Source organism: Streptomyces sp. NPDC058295, assembly GCF_042880655.1.
GTDB lineage: Bacteria > Actinomycetota > Actinomycetes > Streptomycetales > Streptomycetaceae > Streptomyces > Streptomyces coriariae.
This window is the reverse complement of the sequence record NZ_JBHVYO010000068.1, coordinates 1-21806: the sequence shown is the minus strand read 5'-3', so window position 1 is coordinate 21806 and position 21806 is coordinate 1. Positions and strand designations below refer to the sequence as shown.

Here is a 21806-nt window from a genome sequence, read left to right as displayed (position 1 = left end):
GCCGCCGTTCGGCAGCGCCCGTCGACCCCTTGTGCTACTCGGCCGCCCGAGCGGTCGTCCTCGGGGCGGCGTAGCAGCGCACGGTCACCGTGCGGGTCGGACCCCACCGCTGGTCGGCTGTGCCGAGGTGCCGCCAGCCGAGCCGCTCGTAGAAGGACACCGCGGGGTCGGCGGCCACCACGTCCAGGACCGGGTGCAGATCCCGGGCGCGTGCCGCCCCGACGGCCCGGGTCAGGAGGGCCGCGCCGACGCCGTGGCCGCGGGCCTCGGGGGAGACGTACAGCCGGCTGATCACCGCGGGTGCCGCCCGGCCGTCCCACAGGCTCGCCGCCATGTCCTCCTTGCCGGCACCGCACAGACCGACATGCCCGACGATCCGCCCGTCCAGCTCGGCCACCCACGCCGCGAGCAGGGCGGCCGGCGTCAGCCATGCGGCGGGCCGCTCGGGCCGGTCGACCGGGTAGCCGCTGTGCGCGTGCACCAGCGCGAGCACGGCGACACAGCCGTCCAGGTCGGCCGGGAGCCGGGGGCGGACCCGGACGCGAGGGGACCCGGCGGGGTCAGTCGTCATCGCCGCGCTCCTGGCCGTCGTGCCCGGCGAACGGGGTGAAGTGGGCCGGGGCGTGATCGATCGGCAGGTCCGGGCGCCAGACGGTGAGGGACTGCGCGCTGCACACGAACAGGGACGGCGGCAGCCGGTCCAGGGCGTACCAGCGCCAGTCGCCCACGCTCTCGCCGGGCTGGTCGGCCGGCTCGCCCTCCCAGTCGGTGACGACGGCGCCGACGGTCATCCGCACGACACCCTCCACCCGGTCGAGCAGGGTGCCCAGCAGACGTACCTTCGACGGGTCCGCCCGCAGCCCGGTCTCCTCGCGCAACTCCCGTACCACCGTCTCCTGGAGCGGCTCCCCGGGTTCCACCGTGCCTCCGGGCAGCTCCCAGGTGCCCCGGCGGTGACGGCCCAGGAGCAGCCCCCGGGGCCCGTACAGGATGGCGCCGACGCCGATCGCCGCGTGCGCGACGGGCGGCATGCCGGTGCGGGGGCGGGCCGAGACGCGCAGGGGACGCCGGGCCCGGATAACCCGGTAGGCGGCGGGGTTGGCGGGGTCCGGCGAGGTCACCGGGACCACGTCCTCCAGAAGCAGCCCGTGCTCGGTGAGCAGGGCCTGCCACCGCTCGGTGGTGGGCACCCACATCCGGACCGTGGTCTCGCCGCCGCCCGCGAACCGCAGGGTCTCCGGCTGCGCCTCCAGTTCCGAAGTGGGGCCTTCGCCATCGGAGTTGGTGTGCAGTACGGAGAAACAGAGCGTCCCGCCGGGAGCGAGCGCGGTCGCCAGGGCGGGGAACAGCCGCCGGGGGTCGATGAACGGAACGGCGTTGACGGAGTAGATCACGTCGTACGGCTGTGCGGTGCGCAGGTGCTCGACGGCGTCGGCACGGAGCAGACGCAGGCCGGGCAGCGAGCCGTACCGGTCCCGGGCCCGCTCGATCTGGCCCGGCGCGAGATCGACCGCGTCGACGGTGGCCCCGTGCGTGCGGACCAGCCGGGCGGCGTGCCGGGCCGGACCGCAGCCGAGGTCCAGGACGCGCCGGCCCGCCAGCTCCCCGAGGAAGGCCTCGTCCGGTCCGGCGCCCGGGAACCCCCAGTCGATCCGTTCCGCCTCGGCCAGGACCGTGCCACGCCGCAGGTGGTGCGTGGCGTAGGCCTGCCAGGCGTCGGCGTTGACGGACTCCGGGCCGTCGGAGGCGACGGGACGGGGCATGGGCGGTCCTCCGTGGGTGGGGCGGTCGGCGCGCATCGGACCAGACGATTCTTACGGGACTCGGCCACCGGGCAACCGGCGTGCGCGCAGGGCGCGGTGGGACCGGCGCGGGCGGCCCCGCGCCGAGACTTCGGCCCGGCCGGGGGTCCACTGGGCTGCATCCTCCGGAGGGCAGTCGCTAGTGCACCGGGTGCTTGCTCAGGACGGACACCCGGTTGAAGGCGTTGATGGTGACCGCCACCCAGATCACCGCCGCCGTCTGGTCCTCGGTGAGAACCTCCACGGCGTCGGCGTACGCGGCTTCCTGCGCGGCGGCGTCGGACAGCACGGTGGTCGCCTCGGCCAGCGCCAGGGCGGCGCGCTCCAGGGGGGTGAAGAGGTCGGTGTCCCGCCAGGCCGCGAGGACACCCAGCCGCCGGGTGTCCTCGCCGGCGCGCACGGCGGCCCTGGTGTGTACGTCGAGGCAGAACGCGCAGCCGTTGAGCTGCGAGACGCGCAGGTTGATCAGTTCCACGACGGTGCGCTCCAGGCCGGCGTCGGCGGCGGTCTCCCGCACGGCCTCGGACGTCTGGACCAGCGCGTGGTAGGCCTTGGGGCTCTGCTTGTCTATGAAGATCCGTCGAGTCATAGTTGAATATCAAAGCATTCAAACCGCTCAATCCCTCTTCCGGCTGCCGCGACTCGAAGCGCCGGACCCGCGGTGCACCGCCCGGAGGGATCGGCCGGCGACCTTCTGCGCGCCCTCTTCCCCCACCCGCGGCCGGGCCTCCGCGAACCGCCGTCCCCCGGACCGCCGGCTCACTCCGGACGGCGGAGGTGCCCCGGGCCGCTGCCCGACCGAAGCGCCGTCGCGCGGAGCGGGTGAACGCGGGCGAAGGCCGATTCCCGCCCGAGCGCTACCCGCCGGCGGGGGCGAGGCCGAAGACGCGGGTCACACAGGTGTCGAGGAGGGTTCCGCACTGCCGGGTCGAGGTCATCTCCGGGGTGGGGAGCACGCCCGCGTCGTCGATGCCCGCGATGTAGTCGATGTCGGCCCATCCATGCGGCGATCATCGCCCATCCGGTTGCCGTGCGTCGGCGGTCCGCGGACACCGTCGCGGGGCCTCAGCCGTCGGCGGGGCTCGTGGGAGCGGGCGTCGCGGCCAGCGCGGCCAGTTCCTCCGCGGTGCGCGGGCCGGTCGAGGGGTCCGTCAACAGGCCCTGGAATTGAAGGAGTTGAGCGGCGGCGACGCCCCAGGGCAGCCGCAGGCCCGCCTGTCGGAGGAGGTCCGTGCGGGCGAGCGTCGTGGCGGCGGGTCCGGTGCGCGCGCCGGACGGGGTGAGCAGGGTCGCGTCGTCGGCCCAGCGCAGGGCCAGGTCGACGTCGTGGGTGGCCATGACCACGGTCGTGCCGGACGCGCGCAGACGGCCGAGGATCGCGAGCAGCCGTTCCTGGCCGTCGGGGTCGAGCCCGGCGGTCGGTTCGTCGAGGATCAGCACCCGGGGCCGCATCGCGACGGCCCCGGCGATCGCGGTGCGCTTGCGCTGGCCGTAGGAGAGCAGATGGGTGGGCCGGTCGGCCAGGGCGGTGATGTCCAGGGCCGCGAGCGCCTCCTCGATCCGGGCCCTCACCTCGGTGTCGGGGAGGCCGAGATTCAGCGGTCCGAACGACACGTCCTGGGCGACGGACGCGGCGAACAGCTGGTCGTCCGGGTCCTGGACCACCAGCTGCACGGTCGTACGCAGCCGGGTCAGCCCCTTGCGGTCGTATGTCACCGGGCGCCCCTCGATCCTCAACTCGCCCTCGCCCGGACGCAGTCCACCGCTCAGCAGCCGCATCAGCGTGGTCTTGCCGCTGCCGTTGCGGCCCAGCAGGGCGAGCGCGCGCCCCGCGTGGACCTCGAAGTCCAGACCGCTGAGCACGGCCGGACCGTCCTCGTAGGCGAAGGAGGCACCCCGCAGGGCGACCAGTGCGGGCTCGCTCATGACAGCGGCCTTTCCAGTACGGATTGCAGTACGAAGGTGAGGGCGACCAGGGCCGCGAAGAGCGCGGCGCTGGCGGTCGTGAAGCGGACGGAGACCCGGGCCTCGGGCACCAGGACGCGCAGGGTGCCGTCGTAGCCGCGCCCGGCCAGCCCGTCCTGGAGACGCGCCGCCCGGTCGAAGGCGCGGACGAACGCGGTGGCGCCGAGCCCGGCCAGCGAACGCCACTCCGCGGCCCGGGTGGTGTGCCCGAGCCGGGACGCCTGCGCTTCCCGGATCCGGCGCACGGAGTCGAGGAGCAGGAAGCTCATGCGATACGTCACCAGCGCGACGTCCACGACGGGCGCGGGCACCCCGGCCCTGACCAGGCGGGGCAGCAGGTCGGACATCGGGGTGGTGAACGCGAGAAGGAGGACACCGAGGGAGGCCGCCGAGGTACGCAGCAGCAACTCCCCGGCGCGCACCGGGCCGCCGTCGGCCAGGGACAGGAACCGGTCCGGGCCGCCGACCTGCACGAGCAGGGGGAGCGCGCCGGTCACGCAGAAGCCCAGCGGTACCCGGTAGGCGCGCCACAGCCGCCGGCCCGGCACCCCCGCGGGCCCCAGCAGGATGACGAGCGCCGTCACCAGGACCAGGGCCGCGCCGGGCCAGGGCGGCAGGGAGATGGCGAGCACGGTGAGGCCCAGACCGAGCACGGCCTTGTCCACGGGATGGCGGTGGCGCCAGCGACTGCTGTGCGCCGCCACGTCGATCGGCAGCACGCGGGCTCAGGTCCGTTCGGGAGCGGACGGTTCGGAGGCGCTCTCGGACCCTTGAGCGCTCTCGGAGCCCTGCGCACTCTCGGACTCCTGCGCGCTCTCGGACTCCTGAGCACTCTCGGACTCCTGAGCGTTCTCGGACCCCTTGGTGTCGTGCTCGGTGTCCCGCTGGGCCAGGGCCCGGAGTTCGCCCTGTCGCCGTCCCCGGTGCAGACCGAAGTAGTAGGCGAGTACCCCCGTGCCGAGGGCCGCCTGGAGCGCGAACAGCGCCGATTCGATCTCGCCGGACGGCGGCTCGTACAGGGGCGAGAACCAGGGTTCGTAGTCCGGCTGGATCTCGGTGATCGCCGTCTCCGCCTCCGCGTCGGCCCCCGTGAACGGCTCCTCCTTGTGGTCGCCGAGCCCGAGGGCCAGCGGCAGGACGGCCAGCGCGGCCACCACGAACAGCAGCAGGGCGTTGGTCTTCGCGTTACGGCTCACCGGGTCACCGCCTCGGTCCCGGCGTCGGCGTCGGCCTTGGTCCGGCCGCCGGTCACGAGCACGCCCAGCCTGGTCAGTTCACCCTTGCTGGACTGGGTCAGCAGCCGCATCACGAACACCGTGAGCAGCCCCTCGCTGACCGCGAGCGGGATCTGGGTGACGGCGAAGATGGAGCCGAACTTGCCGAGGGCGCCCAGGAATCCGCTGCTCGGGTCCGGGAAGGCGAGCGCCAGCTGCACGCTGGTGACGCAGTAGGTGGACAGGTCGGCCACGAACGCGCCGAAGAACACCGTGACCATCAGCGGCACGTCGAACCGCCGCAGCAGCCGGTAGACCGCGTAACCGGCCCAGGGCCCGACGACGGCCATCGAGAAGACGTTGGCGCCGAGCGTCGTCAGGCCGCCGTGGGCGAGCAACAGCGCCTGGAAGAGCAGGGTGATGGTGCCCAGCACCGCCATGATCGGCGGCCGGAACAGGATGGCGCCGAGTCCCGTGCCGGTGGGGTGGGAGCAACTTCCGGTCACCGAAGGCAGTTTCAGTGCGGACAGTACGAACGTGAAGGCTCCGGAGGCACCGAGGAGCAGGGTGCTCTCGGGGTGCTCCTTGACCTCACGGGTGAGTGACCGTACTCCGTGGACGACGAATGGCGCGGATGCGACGCCCCAGGCGATCGCATGCGCCGGAGGCAGAAAACCCTCGGCTATGTGCATGGCTGAGCAGACCCTCTCCAGCACCTCGTGGATGGTTGACGTGCCTTGGCCGGTCTCCTGGCTCACGGGTACCACCGCCCGTGCTCCGCCTTCCCGGGTCTCAAGGACCCAGTGGCTGCCCGCGAGGGCCGGAGCCGGACTTCCCGATCACAGTGGCGAGGGCCGCACCGGCATCACACCGGATTTCCCGTTCACCAAGGCGTGGTGACAGTAGTGCCCACACAGAGGCGCTGACAAGCGGCGATGCGGGGCGCGAAGACGGCGGACGACGGCTCACCCCGGCGCACGGCGGCCGTCCGCCCGCTGGACCGAACCCCTCGCCCGCAGCCTCGCCCCGGGGTGCCGCCGCAGCGCGCCGCCCGGCCCGGTCACGTCGGCGGAGTCCGCCGAAGCCGTCCACGCGAGCCGCTGAGTCCGGTGGGCGGACGCCACGCCGGACGCACCTCGGAGCACTCCATCGCCGTACCGCTCGGTGGGAACATGTGTCCGATGTCCGACGGTGCTCGATCGAACGGGGAAACCATGACCGGCCCGCACTCGTCCGAGCCGTTCCTCGACGGATTCGACCGGATCCTGGCGGACGCCGCGCGCACGGGCCGCCGGTTGACCCGCGACGAGATCGAGTCCCGCCGGGCGCTCGGCGCGCGGGCGGCCGAGGCCGGCCGAGGCTGGCGCGGTCTCGTTCGCGCGCACCTCGCGGCAGGCCGTGAGGGCCGTCCGCGAGGCGCCGATCCCGACAGCGTCCTCGCCGTCGTCGAACAGGCCGTGGACGCCTTCGCCGACGGCTACGAGCGCGCGCAGCGGCTGGTGGTCCGCAAAGAGGAGGCGGCCCGCCGCGAGTTCATCGACGACCTGCTCCACGGGCGCGGTCGCGCGGGCCAACTCGCCGCGCACTCCGAACGGTTCGGGCTACGGCTGTCCCGCGCCCACGCGGTCGCGGTGGCCGAGGGCCCGGACAAGTACGACGAGACCGACCCCGTTCCCCGGCAGGTGGCGGACGAGCTGTTCGGCCGCTTCGAGAACCGCCGCATCCTGTTCACCACCAAGGACGGCCGGATGGTGTGCATCGCCCCCGCAGACCAGGACGAGGTCCTCACCCACTTCGGCCGGCACGCCCACGCCGTCACGGGCCGGGCCCAGGTCGCCATCGGGCGGTCCAGGCCGGGCCCGGTCGGTATCGGGCACAGCTACGAAGAGGCCCTCAACGCCCTGGACGTGGCCCAGCGCATGGGCCTCGACGAGCCGCTGCTGCGCGCCTCCGACCTGCTGGTCTTCCCCGTCCTGGCCCGGGACCGGCAGGCACTGGTGGACCTGGTGCAGGGTGCTCTGGGGCCGCTGGAACGGGCGCGCGGCGGGGCGCAGCCCCTGCTCGCCACCCTGATCGCGTACTTCGACACCGGCTGTGTGGCCGCCGCCACGGCCCGACGGCTCTCGCTCAGCGTGCGCGCCCTCACCTACCGGCTGGCCCGCATCCACGCCCTGACCGGCACCGACCCCACCGACCCCGCCCACCGCTACACCTTGCAGACCGCGGTCATCGGCGCCCGACTGCTCGACTGGCCGGCCAGGCCCCTGACGTCGACCGAGGCCTCCTTCTAGAGAGGCGGCGCTCGCCGGAGGAGCGGCGCTCGCGCCTCACTCCCGGCCTCGCTGCCGGTCCCACTCCCGCGCGAGGATCGCCGCGGCCGCCTCCACGCCCTCCCTCGTCCCGATGAGGATCAGCGTGTCCCCGCCGGTCAGCCGGCAGTCCGGCTTCGGTGAGGGGATGGCCTCGGCGCGGCGCGGCACCGCCACGACCGACACCCCGGTCTCGGTGCGCATCCGGGTCTCGCCGAGCAGCCGCCCGTTCCGGTGCGACATCGATGCCACCCTGGCCAGCACAGGGAACGGGGCGACGGGAGTGTGCTCGGCGACCGGGTGGGAGAATGCGCGTCGAGGTCCACGCTGCCGTGGCGGCCGGCGTTCCGGGGGCATGGGGCCGGAAGGAAGCGTGCAGCATGATCGAGTGGGTGTCCCTCAGGGCCGGCGCCCGGCCCGTGCCCCAGCCCGTCGCCACTCCGGTGGTGTGGGCCACGGCCTTCGGCGGCGCGCTGGTCCTGGTGGCCGTGCACAACATGCTGGTGGGTTCGGACCGCCCCGGATTCGCCCTGGCCGCGCTCTCCCTGCTGGCGGCCCTGCTGGGGCTCTGCGCCCGCTTCACCGCGGCCCCCGGTACGGCCGTCCTGTGCTGGCTGACCCTCAACGGATTCGCCATCCCACCCGTCGGCACGCTCACCTGGGCCGGCCACCGTGACACCTTCTGGCTCACCTGCCTGTGCGCCGCGACTCTCGTCGGCACCGTGCTCGCCCGGATCATCCAGGCCCGCGCCGCCTACCGCCGGATCGCGGCAGAGGTGGCCACCCCGTCGACCGACCCGGACAGCGGCCCCCTCGGCGCCTGACCGCCCCCGGGAGCGGGAGCGGGAGTGCGAGTGGGGGCGGGAGTGTGAGCGGGAGCGGGGGCGAAGGGCCCGACGGCGTGAGGGTCTGACGGCCTGATCCGGACAGGCGACGCGATCCACGACAGGCGACGCGATCCAGGACCGGCGACGCGATCCGGGACCGGCGGCGTGATCCGGAACATACGTGTTCTGGGACATATGAGCTCATCGCGCGTTTTGGGTAGCTTGGGGTGCTTACCCGTGCTTGCCCCCTGTATCCGATCCGACGCCGTCCCGTGTGCGGCGTCGCGCAGCGGGGCGGATCACCCGCCGTCGTCCGTCCAGGAGACCCATGCGCCCCCGAACAGCCTCCGTGCCGCCCCTCGCCCTGGCGGGCGGTGCGCTGACCGTCGGCGTCGGCGCGCTGTACCTGACCGGGCTGCTGCTCACGGGCGGTGAGATCGAGCCGGGCACGACGGTGCATGGCGTGGACATCGGCGGCCTCAGCCGTGCGGAGGCCGTCCGCAAGCTGGACGAGCACCTGACGGCGGCCGGCTCGCAGGAGCTGGCCGTACGGGTCGGGGACCGCAGCGGGACCGTCGACCCGCGGCAGGCCGGACTCACCTTCGACGCCGAGCGCACGGTCGACCGGGTGGGCCGCGTCGGCGCCGATCCGGCCGCTCTGGTCGGCGGACTCTTCGGCTCGGGGGGCGACGAGGAGCCGGTCGTACGCCTCGACGAGAACAAGGCCCGCACCGCTCTGGGGAAGCTGGCGAAGACCCTCGACCAGCAGGTCCGCGAGGGCACCGTCGGTTTCGCCGACGGCCGGGTCGAGCAGGTCGCCCCGCAGACCGGCTACGCACTGGACGTGAACGCCGCCGTCGACGCCCTGAAGGCCACCTTCCTGCGCGGGGCGGCGGACGCGGTCACGGACCTGCCCGCCCGCGAGACACGGCCGAAGGTCACGGCGGCGGAGGTGCGGCGCGCGGTGCGCGAGTTCGCGCAGCCGGCCATGTCGGCGCCCGTCACCCTCACCACGGGCGGCAAGCGGTTCACCATCGGGCAGAAGGTACTGGGCGAGCATCTGACGATGCGGCCCGACGGCGCCGGCCGGCTGATACCGAAGCTGGACGACAAGGGACTGCGCGCGGCCCCTTCGGTGGCCCGCCCGCTGGCCGGCGTCACCACCACCGCCGCGAACGCCGCCCTGCGGCTGGACGGCGACCGGGTCGTGGTGGCCGACGACGCGCGGACCGGCCTCCAGATCACCGACAAGGCACTGGGCAAGGCCGTGCTGTCGCTGCTCACCCGGTCCGGCGGAGCGGCCCGTACCGGGGAAGTGGCCGCACGACGGACGCAGCCCCAGGTGACCCGGGACAGCGCCGCACGGCTGGGGCTGACGGAGAAGATGTCCTCCTTCACCGTCCACTTCGAACCGGCCGCGTACCGCACGAAGAACATCGGGCGGGCCGCACAGCTCATCAACGGCTCCCTCGTCATGCCGGGCAAGACCTGGAGTCTCAACCGGACCGTGGGGCAGCGCACCGAAGCCAACGGCTTCGGCGAGGGCATCATGATCCTCGACGGCGAGTTCACCAAGGCGCCGGGCGGCGGTGTCTCGACCGTGGCCACGACCATGTTCAACGCGATGTTCTTCGCCGGGCTCAAGCCCGTGGAGTACGGCGCCCACTCCTTCTACATCGAGCGCTATCCGGAGGGCCGCGAGGCGACGGTCGCCTGGGGCAGCCTCGACCTGAAGTTCGCCAACGACTCCGGCCACGCCCTCTACATCCAGGCCGAGGCCACCGACACTTCGGTGACCGTCACCTTCCTCGGCACCAAGAAGTACGACGAGATCAAGTCGGTCACCGGGCCCCGCACCCATGTGCGGCAGCCGGAACGGAAGGTGAGCACGGACGAGAAGTGCGTGCCGCAGACCCCGCTCGAGGGCTTCGACGTCACCGTCGATCGGGTCTTCTACAACGACGGCAGGGAGGTGCGGCGGCAGCCGTTCCGCACCCACTACACCCCGCGGGACGAGATCACCTGCGAAGCCCCCGCCGAGGACCCGCGGTAGGCCCGGCGGGAGCCGGGAAGGCGGGGCGACCTTCGGCACATCGGAGGTCTTCACGACGGCGGCAGCCTGCGCTGGCGGCACCCGGTGGGCTACGACCTCCGGCCGGGTCTCGCGGTGCTCGGCCGGACCGTCTTCGCCATCGGCTCCGAGCTCATCGCCCTGGACCTCGGCACCGGAGGGCTCCGCTGGAAGGCGGAGGCGGAACGCGGCATGTTCGCCTCCCTCGGGGCGGCCGGCAACACGGTCTACGTCACGGGAACCGAGCCCTACGGGGTGCACGCCTTCGACGCGGCGAACGGCACCCGGCGCTGGTTCTGCGAGACCCCCCGGATCAACGTCGACCACCCGATCGCGGTGGGAGCGCACGCCGTCCACGTGCCGGCCTTCGAGAACAGGAACGGCTTCTACGCGATCGACACCGCCTCGGGCCGCCTGCTGTGGAACTCACCGACGGCCGCGAGACCGGTGTCAACGACTGGCAGCTCTCCTGCGACGGAGCCGGACACCTGGTGGCCCAGCACTTCGACCGGGCCTACGGACTGCCCGTCACCTGAGGTCCGGGCGGTAGCAGGTGGTGACGCCCGGTCGCCAGGGACAGGCGAGGGCGGCGAAACCGCCCCGGGCGACGACATCGACGGTGAGCGTGTCCCCGCCGCGCAGAACCCGCCGGTCCTGGGCGAGGCCGTCGGCGGCGTCCCCGATCGTCTCGCCAGCCACCAGCCACCAGCCACCAGCCACCAGCCACCAGCCACCAGTCACCGGCCCCGGCCGAGGGTCAGCGGGACCTCGGCCGTACGGGCCGCGCCCGTGTACACCCCGCCGAGGAACCAGCGGTCGCCGTCGCGGCGGGCGAGCACCGCCTCCTGTCCGGGCTCTCCGGCCAGCAGCCGGGTGTCGTCCCAGGCCGCCGGGACCTGGTCGAAGAAGGCTCGGGCGAGCGGCCGTACGTCGTACGACTCCGGGGGTGCCCGCGAACATCTGGAGCCCCGATTCGTAGACGACGGCCAGCCCGACCTCCGCCGCGTCCGAGTTGGGGCGGGGCGGCGCACCGCACGACCGCCGGCACCCACACCGCCAGCAGCGGCAGCGCGATCACGGCCCAGGTGACGGTGGCCGGCCCGCTGCCCCCGCCCGAGTCCCAGACCACCGGCTCCACGACCTGATGAGCCCCGAGCAGCAGCGGCAGCGCGGCAAGGGGAAGATCCCGGGGGTCGCGCACCCGTGTCACGCAGGCCACCCCGACGGCCGCCGCACCTCCTCGTGCGGTGCGGGCCAGGCCACGTCCCGTTCCGGCGATTTCCCGGCCGCCTTGCCGACGCCTCTGTTCGAGTAGCGCACCAACGGTGTAAGGGGCCGCGTTACGCTGGTGCCGGTGAACGGCAGACAGCGAAGGAGGCCGCGGGTGGTGGACGTCTCGCAGCGAGACGACGGACTCGGGCCGGTGCACGGCGCGGCCGTGCTGGAGGTGGGCCCGTTGTCAGGTCGGCCCGGTATCCGGGCCCGGGGGGAGATCAGCGAGATCACTCGCTCGCCCTGGGAAGAGGCGTTGGCGGGCCTGGCCCGGCAGCATGCCGACGTGTCCTATGTGGAGCTGTCGGAAGTGGCGTTCGTCGACGTGGCGGGGGTCGCGGCGCTCGCCGTCACGGCCCTGGGCCTGTCCGGAGGCCGGGTGGTGGTCGAGCATCCGCCACCGCAGGTGCCACGCGTACTGAGCCTGTTCTGGCCGGGTCTCGGCAGGATCGAGGTGGCGCCGTGATGAGCACGGTGGCGACCCACGAGGCGTTTGAGCACCCCGCGCTGTTCTACCGCACCGAACAGGAGTACGTGGACCGGACGGTGTCCTTCGTGCAGGAGGGCCTGGACCTCGGCGAGCCGGTGGCGGTGGCGGTGCCGGGACCCAACCTGGAGCTGATCAGGGCCGGACTGGGCCCGGACGCCGGGGCCGTTCGGCTGCTGGACATGACGGTGGCGGGCCGCAACCCGGGCCGGATCATTCCCGGAGTGCTACGCGCGTTCGCCGACTCCCATCAGCGGGGGCGGGTCCGGATCATCGGCGAGCCGATCTGGGCGGGCCGCAGCGCGGACGAGTACCCGGCCTGCGCGCAGCACGAGGCACTGATCAACGCGGCCTTCGAGGGCCGTCCGGTGACCATCCTCTGCCCGTACGACGAGGCAAGCCTGGACGAGGAGGTCCTGGCCGACGCGCGGCTCACCCATCCGACGATCGTGTCCCGCGACACGGAGGGCGTCAGCGACGCCTACGACTGGCGTTCCGTCGTGGCCCGGTACAACGAGGTGCTGGTGCCCGCGCCGGACGCCGCCGTGTTCTCGTTCGGTGTCGACGAGCTGTACGCGGCGCGCGCCTTCGCGGTCGAGGAGGCCGCACGGCTGGGCCTCGCCGGGCAGCGGCTGGACGACACCGAGCTGGCGGTGGCGGAACTGACCACCAACAGCGTGGTGCACGGCGCCGGGCGGGGAACGCTCGCCGTCTGGGCCCGGGCGGGACAGGTCGTGTGCGAGGTCCGGGACGCGGGCCGGCTGTCCGATCCGCTCGCCGGCCGCAGACCGCCGGCGCGCGGTCAGATCGGCGGTCGCGGTCTGATGCTGGTCCACTACGTGGCGGACCTGGTCCGGGTGCACACCTCCGACGAGGGCACGACCGTCCGCTTCTACCTCGGCGGCTGAGGCCGTCCGGGACCCGGGCCGGGAGTCCGACCGAGACCCCGGCCGGTCAGAACCGTTCCCCGTGCACCCGAAGGTGTGCGGGGTCCGACGGTTCACGAGGCGCCGGACGGGCCCGTCCGGCGCCGCGACGCAGGCGGGTGAAGCCTGAGCCGCCGTCACCTCCACGGGGCATGCATGAGGATCTCCGCCGTATCCGGCCGGGTCGGCGGAATCGACGCGCTGGAGGCGAGAGTGACGAAAGAACGAGCCGAAGAGACCGGCCCCCACACCATCAGGGTCCCGGTCCTCATCGTCGGCGGCTCCCTGGTCGGCCTGGCGACCTCGTTGTTCCTGGGACGGCTGGGAGTACCGCACGTACTGGTGGAGCGCCACGCGGGCACCTCCATCCATCCCCGCGGCCGCGGCAACAACGTCCGCACGATGGAGCTGTTCCGGGTGGCGGGCGTCGAGCAGGCGATCCAGGAGGCCGCCGCGACCCTGGCCGACAACCACGGCATCCTGCAGGCGCCCACCCTGGTCGGCGACGCGGGCGAGTGGCTGTTCCGGGACATCGACCCGGGCGGCGGCCTGGCCCGCTTCAGCCCCAGCTCCTGGTGCCTGTGCAGCCAGAACGACCTGGAGCCGGTCCTGCTCGACCACGCCAAGCGGCACGGCGGCGACCTGCGCTTCTCCACCGAGCTGATGTCGTTCGACAGCGACCCCACCGGCGTCACCGCGGTGGTCAAGAGCCGCGAGACGGGTGAGCACACCACCATCCGCGCGGACTACCTCGTCGCCGCCGACGGCCCCCGCAGCCCTGTCCGGGAGCAGCTCGGTATCGGTCAGAGCGGGCCCGGCGACCTGTTCCACAACGTCAGCCTCACCTTCCGCTCCCGGCGCCTCGCCGACGTGGTGGGCGACCGCCGGTTCATCGTCTGCTACCTGACCAGCCCGGACGCCGACGGCGCCCTGCTGCCGGTGGACAACCGGGAGAACTGGGTCTTCCACGCCCCCTGGCACCCCGAACACGGGGAAACCCTCGAGGAGTTCACCGACGAGCGCTGTGTCGAGCACATCCGCCGGGCGGTCGGGGTCGCCGACCTCGACGTGGAGATCACCGGCAAGGCGCCCTGGCACGCTGCCCAGCGGGTCGCCCGCAGCTACCGGTCGGGACGGGTGTTCCTGGCCGGCGACTCGGCCCACGAGATGTCCCCGACCGGGGCCTTCGGCTCCAACACCGGTATCCAGGACGCGCACAACCTCGCCTGGAAGCTGGCCGCGGTCGTCGACGGCTGGGCGGGGGAGGCGCTGCTGGACACCTACGACGCCGAGCGCCGGCCCGTGGCCGAGGCCACCAGCGCCCGAGCCGCCGCCCGGTCGGCCGAGCACAGCCACCCCGGGTTCGCCGCGCCGCCCGCGGCCGGCGGCGGCGGTCCCCAGCGAGGCATCCTCAACGTGGCCCTCGGCTACCGCTACCCGCAGGGCGCCGTCGTCGGCGCCGACCCCGCGGTCCCGGTCGTGCCGGAGAGCCTCGACCTGACCGGAGGACCCGGCAGCAGGGCACCTCACCTGTGGGTCCGCCGCGGCGACGAGCGGATCTCGACCCTCGACCTCTACGAGCGGACCCTGGTCCTGCTCAGCGACGCCGCTGAGCCGAGCGGATGGCACGAGGCCGCCACCCGCCTCGCCGAGGAGCTGGTCCTCCCGCTCAGGTCGTACCGGGTGGGCACGGGAGCCGACGCGGACCTGGTGCCGGAGGGCGACGCCGACTGGGCGGAGCGCCACGGCACGGCACGCGGAGGCGCCGTACTCGTGCGGCCCGACGGGTTCGTCGTATGGCGCTCGCCGGGTCCGGACGTGGACGCCGGGGCGACGCTGCGTCAGGTACTGAAGACCGGGCTGGGGCTCGGCTGACCCCGCGGGCTTCACCCGTGTGAACGCCCCGAGTGGTGCCGACGCGACGGGCGGCTGACGGTGGATCACGTCCCGTCCGGGTCACCCGAGCTGACGAAGTGTCGGCTGCCCGGTCGTGACGGAAGGACCATCAGATGCGTTCAGCTCGCATGATCCTGGCCACCGCGGCGGCTTCGGCCGCCCTCGCCATCGGCGCCCCCGGCGCCTACGCCGCCGGTGACACGGACCACGACGACTCGTCCTACAGCAAGGAGGACAGCTCCTCGTACGGCAAGGAGCACGACAAGGACGAGGACTCCTCGTACAGCAAGGAGGAGGACTCCTCCTACGGCAAGGAGCACGGCAAGGAGGAGCACGGCAAGGAGGAGCACGACTCCCCGCACGGCGGCATGCACACCGGCGGCGGCGCCCTCGCCTCGGTGAACGACAGCACCGGCGTCGCCGTGGACCCCCGGTTCGACCCCGAGACGTACAAGGACAAGGACACCGAGAAGGGCGGCTCCACCGGCGGTGAGCACGGCAAGGACTCCTGGAACGGCGGCAAGGAGGAGTCCGGCGGCTGGAGCAAGGAGCACGACAAGCCCAGCGGCGGCATGCACACCGGCGGCGGCGCCCTCGCCACCCCGTCGGCGACCGCGGCCGGACTCGGCGTCCTCGCCGTCGCCGGCACCGGCCTCTACGCCCTGCGCCGCAAGAAGACGGTGGGGGGTGTGGCCTGACCCATGCCTGACGCGATAGCGAAGCCGCGGCCGCCACCGGTACCCCCGCGTGGCGGCCCGGCTCGCTCCCCGTGCTCTGTCCGCCCCGCTGCCGCGCCCGAATGAGGTGGTCCCCGATGGCAGTTCCCCCTTCTTCCTCCCCTTCCTCCTCCGACCCCGCCAAACCCTCCGGCGCCGAGCCGGCGCCCACCGAAGAGGGAACGTCCCGCGCCGGCCTGATGATGGTCTGCGCCGCGGTCGCGGTGCTCCTGGCACTGAACCTGTTCGGCGGCGGCGACCACACCTCGACCGGCACCGCCAGCCCACCGCACGCCCCGCCCGCAGCCGGATCGGTCCCCGCGCCCCGCACTCCGGCCGCGCAGACCCCGCCGGCCGGAGCGGCGGACGCCGGGGATGCGGTGGGCAAGCATCTGCCGCGCTCCCGGCCCGTGCGGCTGCTCATCCCGAAGATCGCGGTCGACGCCCCCTTCGTCGACCTCGCCATCGGTGCCGACGGCCGGCTGGAGCCGCCTCCCGCGAACGACGTCAACCTCGTCGGCTGGCACGCCAAGGGAGCCTCACCCGGCGAGGCGGGCACCGCGATCATCGCCGGGCACGTCGACACCAAGACCTCCCCGGCCGTCTTCGCGGGCCTCAGCGAGCTGGCGAAGGGCGACGGCTTCCAGGTGGTGCGGGCCGACGGCGCCAAGGCGTCCTTCCGGGTCGACAGCGTGGAGACCTTCGACAAGGCCGACTTCCCCAGCGAACGGGTGTACAGCGACACCTCCGAGGCGCAGGTGCGGCTCATCACCTGCGCGGGGGCCTACGACCGGCGGGTCAAGGACTACACCGACAACCTGGTCGTCTTCGCTCATCTCGTCTGACGGCCGGCCGCCCAGTCACCCACGTAGTTCATCCGAGTCGCGCGCTCGCGGGGACGGGCACAGGATCGAGGAACGCTGACGTCGCATCACCGCGGCCGACGTTCACTTTCCCCTCCGCGAAGGAGATGTGCGCAGGATGACCACCACCTCCGAACGTGTTGCAGGTTCGCGGGCGCGACAGGCGTCGCAACGAGTCTCCCAGTCCGTGTTCGACGGTTCCCGGCTCCGCGTCGTCCTTCTGGTCGACGTCTACGACGGGGCCCAGCAGCAGTTCCTCGAGGCGTACGAGCAGCTCTGCAACCAGGTCGCGTCCGTCCCCGGGCACGTCAGCGACCAGCTGTGCCAGTCCATCGAGAACCCCTCGCAGTGGCTCATCACCAGCGAGTGGGAGAGCGCCCCGCCGTTCCTCGCCTGGGTCAACAGCGAGGAGCACGTGGCGATGGTGGAGCCGCTGCACAGCTGCGTGCGCGACACCCGCTCGCTGCGCTTCCACGTCGTCCGCGAGACGGGTGGCCCGGCGGCCGCCGACCAGGCCAAGCGCCGGCTGCAGACGTCGCCCAGGATCGGCGACGGAGTGATCCGGCACGCGCTCACCTTCACCGTCAAGCCGGGCAGCGAGGAGATCGTCGCCAAGATCCTCGCCGACTACGCCTCACCCGAGCCGCAGGTCGACGACACCACCCGGCTGTGCCGCACCTCGCTGTTCATGCACGGCAACCGGGTGGTGCGGGCCATCGAGGTGCGGGGCGACCTGCTCTCCGCGCTGCGCCACGTCTCCCGGCAGCCCGAGGTACGGGCCGTCGAGGAGGCCATCAACCCCCATCTGGAGCAGGACCGGGACCTCAACGACCCCGAGTCCGCCCGGGTCTTCTTCACCCGCGCCGCGCTGCCGGCCGTCCACCACGTGACGGCGGAGGAGCGGCAGAACCCGCAGGCCGAGCGGTACGCCCTGTACTACCCGGCCCGGCAGGACCGCGGCATGAAGCTGGCCGAGCTGCTCGCCCGGCAGGACGAGGCGGCGGCGGACGACCCGCGCAGCCCGGTCCTGCGCAGCACGATCTTCCAGCGCGACGATGTCGTCGTACGGCTGATCGACGTGCGTGGCGGACTCGAGGCCGCCGACCCGGTACAGGCCCTGGGTCTGTCCGACCCCGGACAGGTGGCCGAGCTGACGACGCTCCAGGACGACGCCGCCGGCGCGTCCGCGTCGAAGGACGGCCGTCTCGCGCGCTTCCTCGAACTGGCGCGCATGGATCTCGTCACCGACCGCCGGTCGCCCGACGCCTGATTCGTCATCACGTGGCAGGGGCGGTGCCCCGCCCCTGCCATGTCGGTGCACCACATCATCGGAGGAAGTCGTGATCACTTCTCGTCACAGAATCATGGATCTCAGCGAGGTCGAGCCCAACACCCGGCGAGGCGGCGACCTGCGCGCCATGCTCACCCCGGCCACGGTGGGCGCCACCAGCGGTTTCATGGGCCTGGCCCTCATCCAGCCCGGCGACCGCATCGGTGAGCACTACCACCCGTACTCCGAGGAGTTCGTGTACGTGGTGTGCGGACAGCTGGAAGTGGACCTGGACGGTGAGCCGCACCCGCTCCAGCCCGAGCAGGGGCTCCTGATCCCCCTCAACGTGCGCCACCGCTTCCGCAACGTCGGCAAGGTGGAGGCCCGTATGGTCTTCCACCTCGGCCCGCTGGCCCCGAGCCCGCCGCTCGGCCACGTCGACACCGAGGGAACCGAAGCCGAGTCCGCCGTGGTCGGGGCGGCGTCGGCCGAGCGACGTCAGGTGCGCTCATGACGAGACGAGTGGCGGTCACCGGCATAGGCATCGTCGCCCCGGGCGGCATAGGCGTACCGGCGTTCTGGAACCTCCTGGCGGACGGGCGCACGGCGACGCGGGCCATCACGTTCTTCGACCCGACCGGTCTGCGGTCGCGGATCGCCGCCGAGTGCGACTTCGACCCGGCGGCCCACGGCCTGAACGCGACCGACGTCGAACGGTGCGACCGTTACATCCAGTTCGCCCTGGTCGCCGGGGACGAAGCGGTACGCGACGCGGGTCTCGACCTCGCCGCCGAGAACCCCTGGCGGGTCGGCGTCTCCCTGGGCACCGCCGTCGGCGGCACCACCCGGCTGGAGAACGACTACGTCGCGGTCAGCCACGGCGGGCAGCGCTGGGACGTGGACCACCGGCAGGCGGCCCCGCACCTGCACCGCGCGTTCACGCCCAGCACGCTCGCCTCGACGGTGGCGGAGCGGTTCGGGGCACGCGGTCCGGTGCAGACCGTCTCCACGGGCTGCACCTCCGGGCTCGACGCGGTCGGGTACGCCTTCCACACCGTGGAGGAGGGCCGGGCCGACATCTGCATAGCCGGCGCCTCGGACTCGCCGATCTCGCCGATCACCATGGCGTGCTTCGACGCGATCAAGGCCACCTCCTCCAACAACGACGATCCGGCCCACGCCTCGCGCCCCTTCGACGCCGACCGTGACGGGTTCGTCATGGGCGAGGGCGGCGCCGTACTCGTCCTGGAGGAGCTCGAACACGCCCGGGCCCGCGGCGCGCACGTCTACTGCGAGCTCGGCGGATACGCCACGTTCGGCAACGCCTACCACATGACCGGCCTGACCGGCGACGGCCTGGAGATGGCCCGGGCCATCGAGGAAGCCCTCGACCACGCCCGGCTCGACGCCACCGCGATCGACTACGTCAACGCGCACGGCTCGGGCACCAAGCAGAACGACCGCCACGAGACCGCCGCGGTGAAGCGGGTCCTGGGCACCCACGCCTACGACACGCCCATGAGCTCCATCAAGTCGATGGTGGGCCACTCCCTCGGCGCGATCGGTGCGATCGAACTCGTCGCCTGTGTGCTGGCCCTGGCCAACCAGGTCGTACCGCCGACCGCGAACTACGAGACGCCCGACCCCGAGTGCGACCTGGACTACGTCCCGCGCGTGGCCCGTGAGCGCAAGCTCGCCAGCGTGCTCTCGGTGGGCAGCGGGTTCGGCGGCTTCCAGTCCGCGGTGGTCATGAACCGGCCGAGGGAGAAGACACGATGAGCGAACCCCTGCCACGGCGCGCGGCCGTCACGGGAATCGGTGTGATCGCGCCCAACGGAGCCAGTACCGAGACCTTCTGGAAGTCCACCAGGGAGGGCATCAGCGTCCTCGACCGGGTCACCCGCGAGGGCTGCGAGGATCTGCCGCTGCGGGTGGCGGGCCAGGTCCGCGACTTCGACCCGTCGGCCGCGATCGAGGAGCGCTTCCTGGTCCAGACCGACCGGTTCACGCACTTCGCGATGGCCGCGGCCGACTTCGCGCTGGACGACGCCCAGCTCGGCCGGCCGGAGACCGACGCCGCGCCCTTCTCCGTGGGCGTGGTCACCGCGGCCGGTTCCGGCGGCGGCGAGTTCGGGCAGCGGGAGCTCCAGCAGCTGTGGGGCAAGGGCAGTCGCTTCGTCGGCCCGTACCAGTCCATCGCCTGGTTCTACGCCGCCAGCACCGGCCAGATCTCCATCCGCCGCGGCTTCAAGGGCCCCTGCTCGGTCGTCGCCGCCGACGAGGCCGGCGGCCTGGACGCCCTCGCCCACGCGGCGCGGGCGGTGCGCCGCGGCACCGATGTGATCGTGGCCGGGGCCACCGAGGCGCCGATCGCGCCCTACTCGGTGGTCTGCCAACTCGGCTACGAGGAACTCAGCACGGTCGACGACCCGACCCGCGCCTACCGCCCCTTCACCTCCGCGGCCTGCGGGTTCGTGCCGGCCGAGGGCGGCGCCATGCTCGTGGTGGAGGCGGAGTCCGCGGCCCGGGCACGGGGCGCGCGGGTGCAGGCCTACCTGGCCGGACACGCGGCGACCTTCACCGGGGCCTCCCGCTGGGAGGAGTCCCGGGAGGGGCTCGTCCAGGCCGTCCGGCAAGCACTTCAGGAGGCCGACTGCGCTCCCGAGGAGATCGACGTGGTCTTCGCCGACGCCCTCGGTGTACCGGAGGCGGACCGCGCCGAGGCCCTGGCGATCGCGGACGCCCTCGGGGCGCACGGCACCCGCGTGCCCGTCACGGCGCCGAAGACCGGAATCGGCAGGGGCTACTGCGCGGCGCCGCTGATGGACGTCGCGGCGGCGGTGCTCGCGATGGAGCACGGCCTGATCCCACCCACCCCGAACGTCTTCGACATCTGCCACGACCTCGACCTCGTGACCGGCCGGGCCCGTACCGCCGAGGTACGCACGGCGCTGGTCCTGAGCCGGGGACTCATGGGGTCGAACTCGGCGCTGGTGCTGCGGCACGGCGCCACCGACGCCTCGTAGCGAGGCGCCGCGGAGCAGCAGAGGAAGGGAATGGCATGACTGACCGCATCACTGTGGAAGAGCTGGCCGAACTCATGAAGAAGTCCGCCGGCGTCACCGTCGCCCCGGAGGATCTCCGCCGCGACGACGCCGGCTTCGACCGCCTGGGCGTCGACTCGCTCGGACTGCTGGGCATCGTGGGCGAACTGGAGAACCGGTACGGCACGCCGATGCCTCCCGACGCCGAACGCTCCAAGTCGCCCCGGCAGTTCCTCGACCTCGTCAACAGTGCCCTCATGACAGGAGCGTGAGATGACCGGACACACGCAGAACGAGATCACCATCGCGGCGCCTCTGGACCTGGTCTGGGAGGTGACCAACGACCTGGAGAACTGGCCGCGGCTGTTCAGCGAGTACGCCTCCGTCGAGATCCTCTCGCGGGAGGGCCGCAGGACGACGTTCCGGCTGACCATGCACCCGGACGAGAACGGCACCGTGTGGAGCTGGGTCTCGGAGCGCGAGCCGGACCGCGACACGCTCACCGTCAAGGCCCGCCGGGTCGAGACGGGGCCCTTCGCCCACATGGACATCCACTGGCGGTACGAGGAGGTGCCGGCCGGTACGCGGATGGTGTGGACGCAGGACTTCGCGATGAAGCCGGAGGCGCCGGTCGACGACGAGTGGATGACCGACAACATCAACCGGAACTCCAAGGTCCAGCTGGGCCTGATCCGGGACCGCATCGAGAAGACCGCCGCCGAGCGCGGTGCCACCCCCGGTCTGACCGACTGAGCCGGACGGAGAACAGCACCATGCACCAAGCTCTGATCGTCGCCCGGATGGCCCCGGGGTCGGCACCCGACATCGCCAAGGTGTTCGAGGAGTCCGACCGGGGAGAGCTGCCGCGGCTCGTCGGTGTGAACCGGCGCAGCCTGTTCCAGTTCGGCGACGTGTACATGCATCTGATCGAGTCCGAGCGCGACCCCGGGCCCGCCATCGCCAAGATCACCGGACATCCCGAGTTCCGGGACGTCAGCGAGCGGCTGGCCACCTACGTCAGCGCGTACGACCCCGAGACCTGGCGTTCCCCGAAGGACGCCATGGCGCAGCGCTTCTACCTCTGGGAGCGCGAGCCGGCCGGCTGACCCCCCCCGCCGACCATCACCGGTCGCCGGGCCCGCGA

22 protein-coding genes, 4 pseudogenes and 1 riboswitch are annotated in these 21806 nt (G+C 72.8%); of the genes and pseudogenes, 16 read left to right on the top strand and 10 right to left on the bottom strand.

Annotation, left to right across the window (positions count from 1 at the left end; genetic code table 11):
- Positions 1–34 precede the first annotated feature (34 nt).
- The 7 genes from ACFVYS_RS40040 to ACFVYS_RS40010 all read right to left on the bottom strand — a co-directional run bounded on the left by ACFVYS_RS40040 (position 35) and on the right by ACFVYS_RS40010 (position 5673).
- A complete protein-coding gene (locus tag ACFVYS_RS40040) occupies positions 35–571 on the bottom strand; it encodes a GNAT family N-acetyltransferase (RefSeq protein WP_389510299.1) in 537 nt (178 codons plus the stop codon).
- Positions 561–1763: an NUDIX domain-containing protein gene (locus ACFVYS_RS40035; protein WP_389510298.1), complete on the bottom strand. Its 1203-nt coding sequence runs from the start codon at positions 1761–1763 to the stop codon at positions 561–563. Before ACFVYS_RS40035 ends, ACFVYS_RS40040 begins: the two co-directional genes overlap by 11 nt.
- Positions 1764–1941: 178 nt before the next feature.
- Positions 1942–2391 (bottom strand): carboxymuconolactone decarboxylase family protein, encoded by a 450-nt coding sequence (locus ACFVYS_RS40030; RefSeq protein ID WP_389510296.1) that lies wholly within the window; start codon positions 2389–2391, stop codon positions 1942–1944.
- A gap of 476 nt (positions 2392–2867) precedes the next feature.
- Positions 2868–3728, bottom strand: a complete 861-nt coding sequence (locus ACFVYS_RS40025; RefSeq protein WP_389510294.1) for an energy-coupling factor ABC transporter ATP-binding protein — start codon at positions 3726–3728, stop codon at positions 2868–2870.
- Positions 3725–4486 carry a cobalt ECF transporter T component CbiQ gene (gene cbiQ, locus ACFVYS_RS40020; RefSeq protein WP_389510292.1) on the bottom strand — a complete coding sequence of 254 codons (762 nt, stop codon included), beginning with the start codon at positions 4484–4486 and terminating at the stop codon, positions 3725–3727. The genes ACFVYS_RS40025 and cbiQ overlap by 4 nt, the downstream gene beginning before the upstream one ends.
- Before the next feature lie 6 nt (positions 4487–4492).
- A complete protein-coding gene (locus tag ACFVYS_RS40015) occupies positions 4493–4963 on the bottom strand; it encodes an energy-coupling factor ABC transporter substrate-binding protein (RefSeq protein ID WP_389510290.1) in 471 nt (156 codons plus the stop codon).
- Positions 4960–5673, bottom strand: coding sequence for an energy-coupling factor ABC transporter permease (locus tag ACFVYS_RS40010; RefSeq protein ID WP_389510321.1), 714 nt, complete (start codon positions 5671–5673; stop codon positions 4960–4962). Before ACFVYS_RS40010 ends, ACFVYS_RS40015 begins: the two co-directional genes overlap by 4 nt.
- A gap of 29 nt (positions 5674–5702) precedes the next feature.
- Positions 5703–5887, bottom strand: a riboswitch (cobalamin riboswitch).
- Between the two features lie 308 nt (positions 5888–6195).
- On the opposite strand from ACFVYS_RS40010, the gene ACFVYS_RS40005 reads away from it, so the two are divergent.
- Complete coding sequence (locus tag ACFVYS_RS40005) at positions 6196–7272, top strand: PucR family transcriptional regulator (RefSeq protein ID WP_389510288.1); 1077 nt, start codon at positions 6196–6198, stop codon at positions 7270–7272.
- 36 nt (positions 7273–7308) lie between these two features.
- Here ACFVYS_RS40005 and ACFVYS_RS40000 read toward each other — a convergent pair.
- Positions 7309–7542, bottom strand: a pseudogene (locus ACFVYS_RS40000) (cation:proton antiporter regulatory subunit); the annotation flags it as partial.
- A 128-nt stretch (positions 7543–7670) separates the two neighbouring features.
- Here ACFVYS_RS40000 and ACFVYS_RS39995 point away from each other — a divergent pair.
- The 3 genes and pseudogenes from ACFVYS_RS39995 to ACFVYS_RS39985 form a co-directional block, all read left to right on the top strand.
- On the top strand, positions 7671–8114 hold the full coding sequence (locus tag ACFVYS_RS39995) for a hypothetical protein (protein ID WP_389510286.1): 444 nt from the start codon (positions 7671–7673) through the stop codon (positions 8112–8114).
- A gap of 331 nt (positions 8115–8445) precedes the next feature.
- Complete coding sequence (locus ACFVYS_RS39990; protein WP_389510284.1) at positions 8446–10170, top strand: VanW family protein; 1725 nt, start codon at positions 8446–8448, stop codon at positions 10168–10170.
- An 84-nt stretch (positions 10171–10254) separates the two neighbouring features.
- A pseudogene (locus ACFVYS_RS39985) lies at positions 10255–10584 on the top strand (PQQ-binding-like beta-propeller repeat protein); the annotation flags it as partial.
- 132 nt (positions 10585–10716) lie between these two features.
- Here ACFVYS_RS39985 and ACFVYS_RS39980 read toward each other — a convergent pair.
- Both ACFVYS_RS39980 and ACFVYS_RS39975 read right to left on the bottom strand, forming a co-directional pair.
- Positions 10717–11208, bottom strand: a pseudogene (locus tag ACFVYS_RS39980) (glycoside hydrolase family 97 C-terminal domain-containing protein); the annotation flags it as partial.
- A pseudogene (locus ACFVYS_RS39975) lies at positions 11201–11446 on the bottom strand (DUF6629 family protein); the annotation flags it as partial. The pseudogenes ACFVYS_RS39975 and ACFVYS_RS39980, both read right to left, overlap by 8 nt.
- A 126-nt stretch (positions 11447–11572) precedes the next feature.
- Between ACFVYS_RS39975 and ACFVYS_RS39970 the strand changes: the two are divergent.
- From ACFVYS_RS39970 to ACFVYS_RS39915, 12 genes are all read left to right on the top strand, one after another.
- Positions 11573–11926: an STAS domain-containing protein gene (locus ACFVYS_RS39970; protein ID WP_389510283.1), complete on the top strand. Its 354-nt coding sequence runs from the start codon at positions 11573–11575 to the stop codon at positions 11924–11926.
- Positions 11926–12855, top strand: coding sequence for an anti-sigma factor RsbA family regulatory protein (locus ACFVYS_RS39965; RefSeq protein WP_389510281.1), 930 nt, complete (start codon positions 11926–11928; stop codon positions 12853–12855). Before ACFVYS_RS39970 ends, ACFVYS_RS39965 begins: the two co-directional genes overlap by 1 nt.
- Positions 12856–13029: 174 nt before the next feature.
- Positions 13030–14748, top strand: a complete 1719-nt coding sequence (locus ACFVYS_RS39960; RefSeq protein ID WP_389510279.1) for an FAD-dependent oxidoreductase — start codon at positions 13030–13032, stop codon at positions 14746–14748.
- Between the two features lie 134 nt (positions 14749–14882).
- Positions 14883–15467: a hypothetical protein gene (locus ACFVYS_RS39955; protein ID WP_389510277.1), complete on the top strand. Its 585-nt coding sequence runs from the start codon at positions 14883–14885 to the stop codon at positions 15465–15467.
- 116 nt (positions 15468–15583) lie between these two features.
- Positions 15584–16330, top strand: coding sequence for a class F sortase (locus ACFVYS_RS39950; protein ID WP_389510275.1), 747 nt, complete (start codon positions 15584–15586; stop codon positions 16328–16330).
- A gap of 136 nt (positions 16331–16466) precedes the next feature.
- The gene (locus ACFVYS_RS39945; protein ID WP_389510273.1) at positions 16467–17618 is read left to right on the top strand and encodes a SchA/CurD-like domain-containing protein; all 1152 of its coding nucleotides are present in this window, start codon (positions 16467–16469) and stop codon (positions 17616–17618) included.
- A 94-nt stretch (positions 17619–17712) separates the two neighbouring features.
- Complete coding sequence (locus ACFVYS_RS39940; RefSeq protein ID WP_389510271.1) at positions 17713–18132, top strand: cupin domain-containing protein; 420 nt, start codon at positions 17713–17715, stop codon at positions 18130–18132.
- Positions 18129–19397: a beta-ketoacyl-[acyl-carrier-protein] synthase family protein gene (locus tag ACFVYS_RS39935; RefSeq protein WP_389510269.1), complete on the top strand. Its 1269-nt coding sequence runs from the start codon at positions 18129–18131 to the stop codon at positions 19395–19397. Before ACFVYS_RS39940 ends, ACFVYS_RS39935 begins: the two co-directional genes overlap by 4 nt.
- Entirely contained in the window at positions 19394–20644 is a 1251-nt protein-coding gene (locus tag ACFVYS_RS39930; protein ID WP_389510267.1) for a ketosynthase chain-length factor, read from the top strand. Before ACFVYS_RS39935 ends, ACFVYS_RS39930 begins: the two co-directional genes overlap by 4 nt.
- 35 nt (positions 20645–20679) lie before the next feature.
- Complete coding sequence (locus tag ACFVYS_RS39925; RefSeq protein ID WP_385677740.1) at positions 20680–20934, top strand: acyl carrier protein; 255 nt, start codon at positions 20680–20682, stop codon at positions 20932–20934.
- A gap of 1 nt (position 20935) precedes the next feature.
- A complete protein-coding gene (locus ACFVYS_RS39920) occupies positions 20936–21415 on the top strand; it encodes an SRPBCC family protein (protein WP_054240494.1) in 480 nt (159 codons plus the stop codon).
- Positions 21416–21435: 20 nt separating this feature from the next.
- Positions 21436–21768 (top strand): TcmI family type II polyketide cyclase, encoded by a 333-nt coding sequence (locus ACFVYS_RS39915; protein WP_389510265.1) that lies wholly within the window; start codon positions 21436–21438, stop codon positions 21766–21768.
- The last annotated feature ends 38 nt before the right edge of the window (positions 21769–21806 follow it).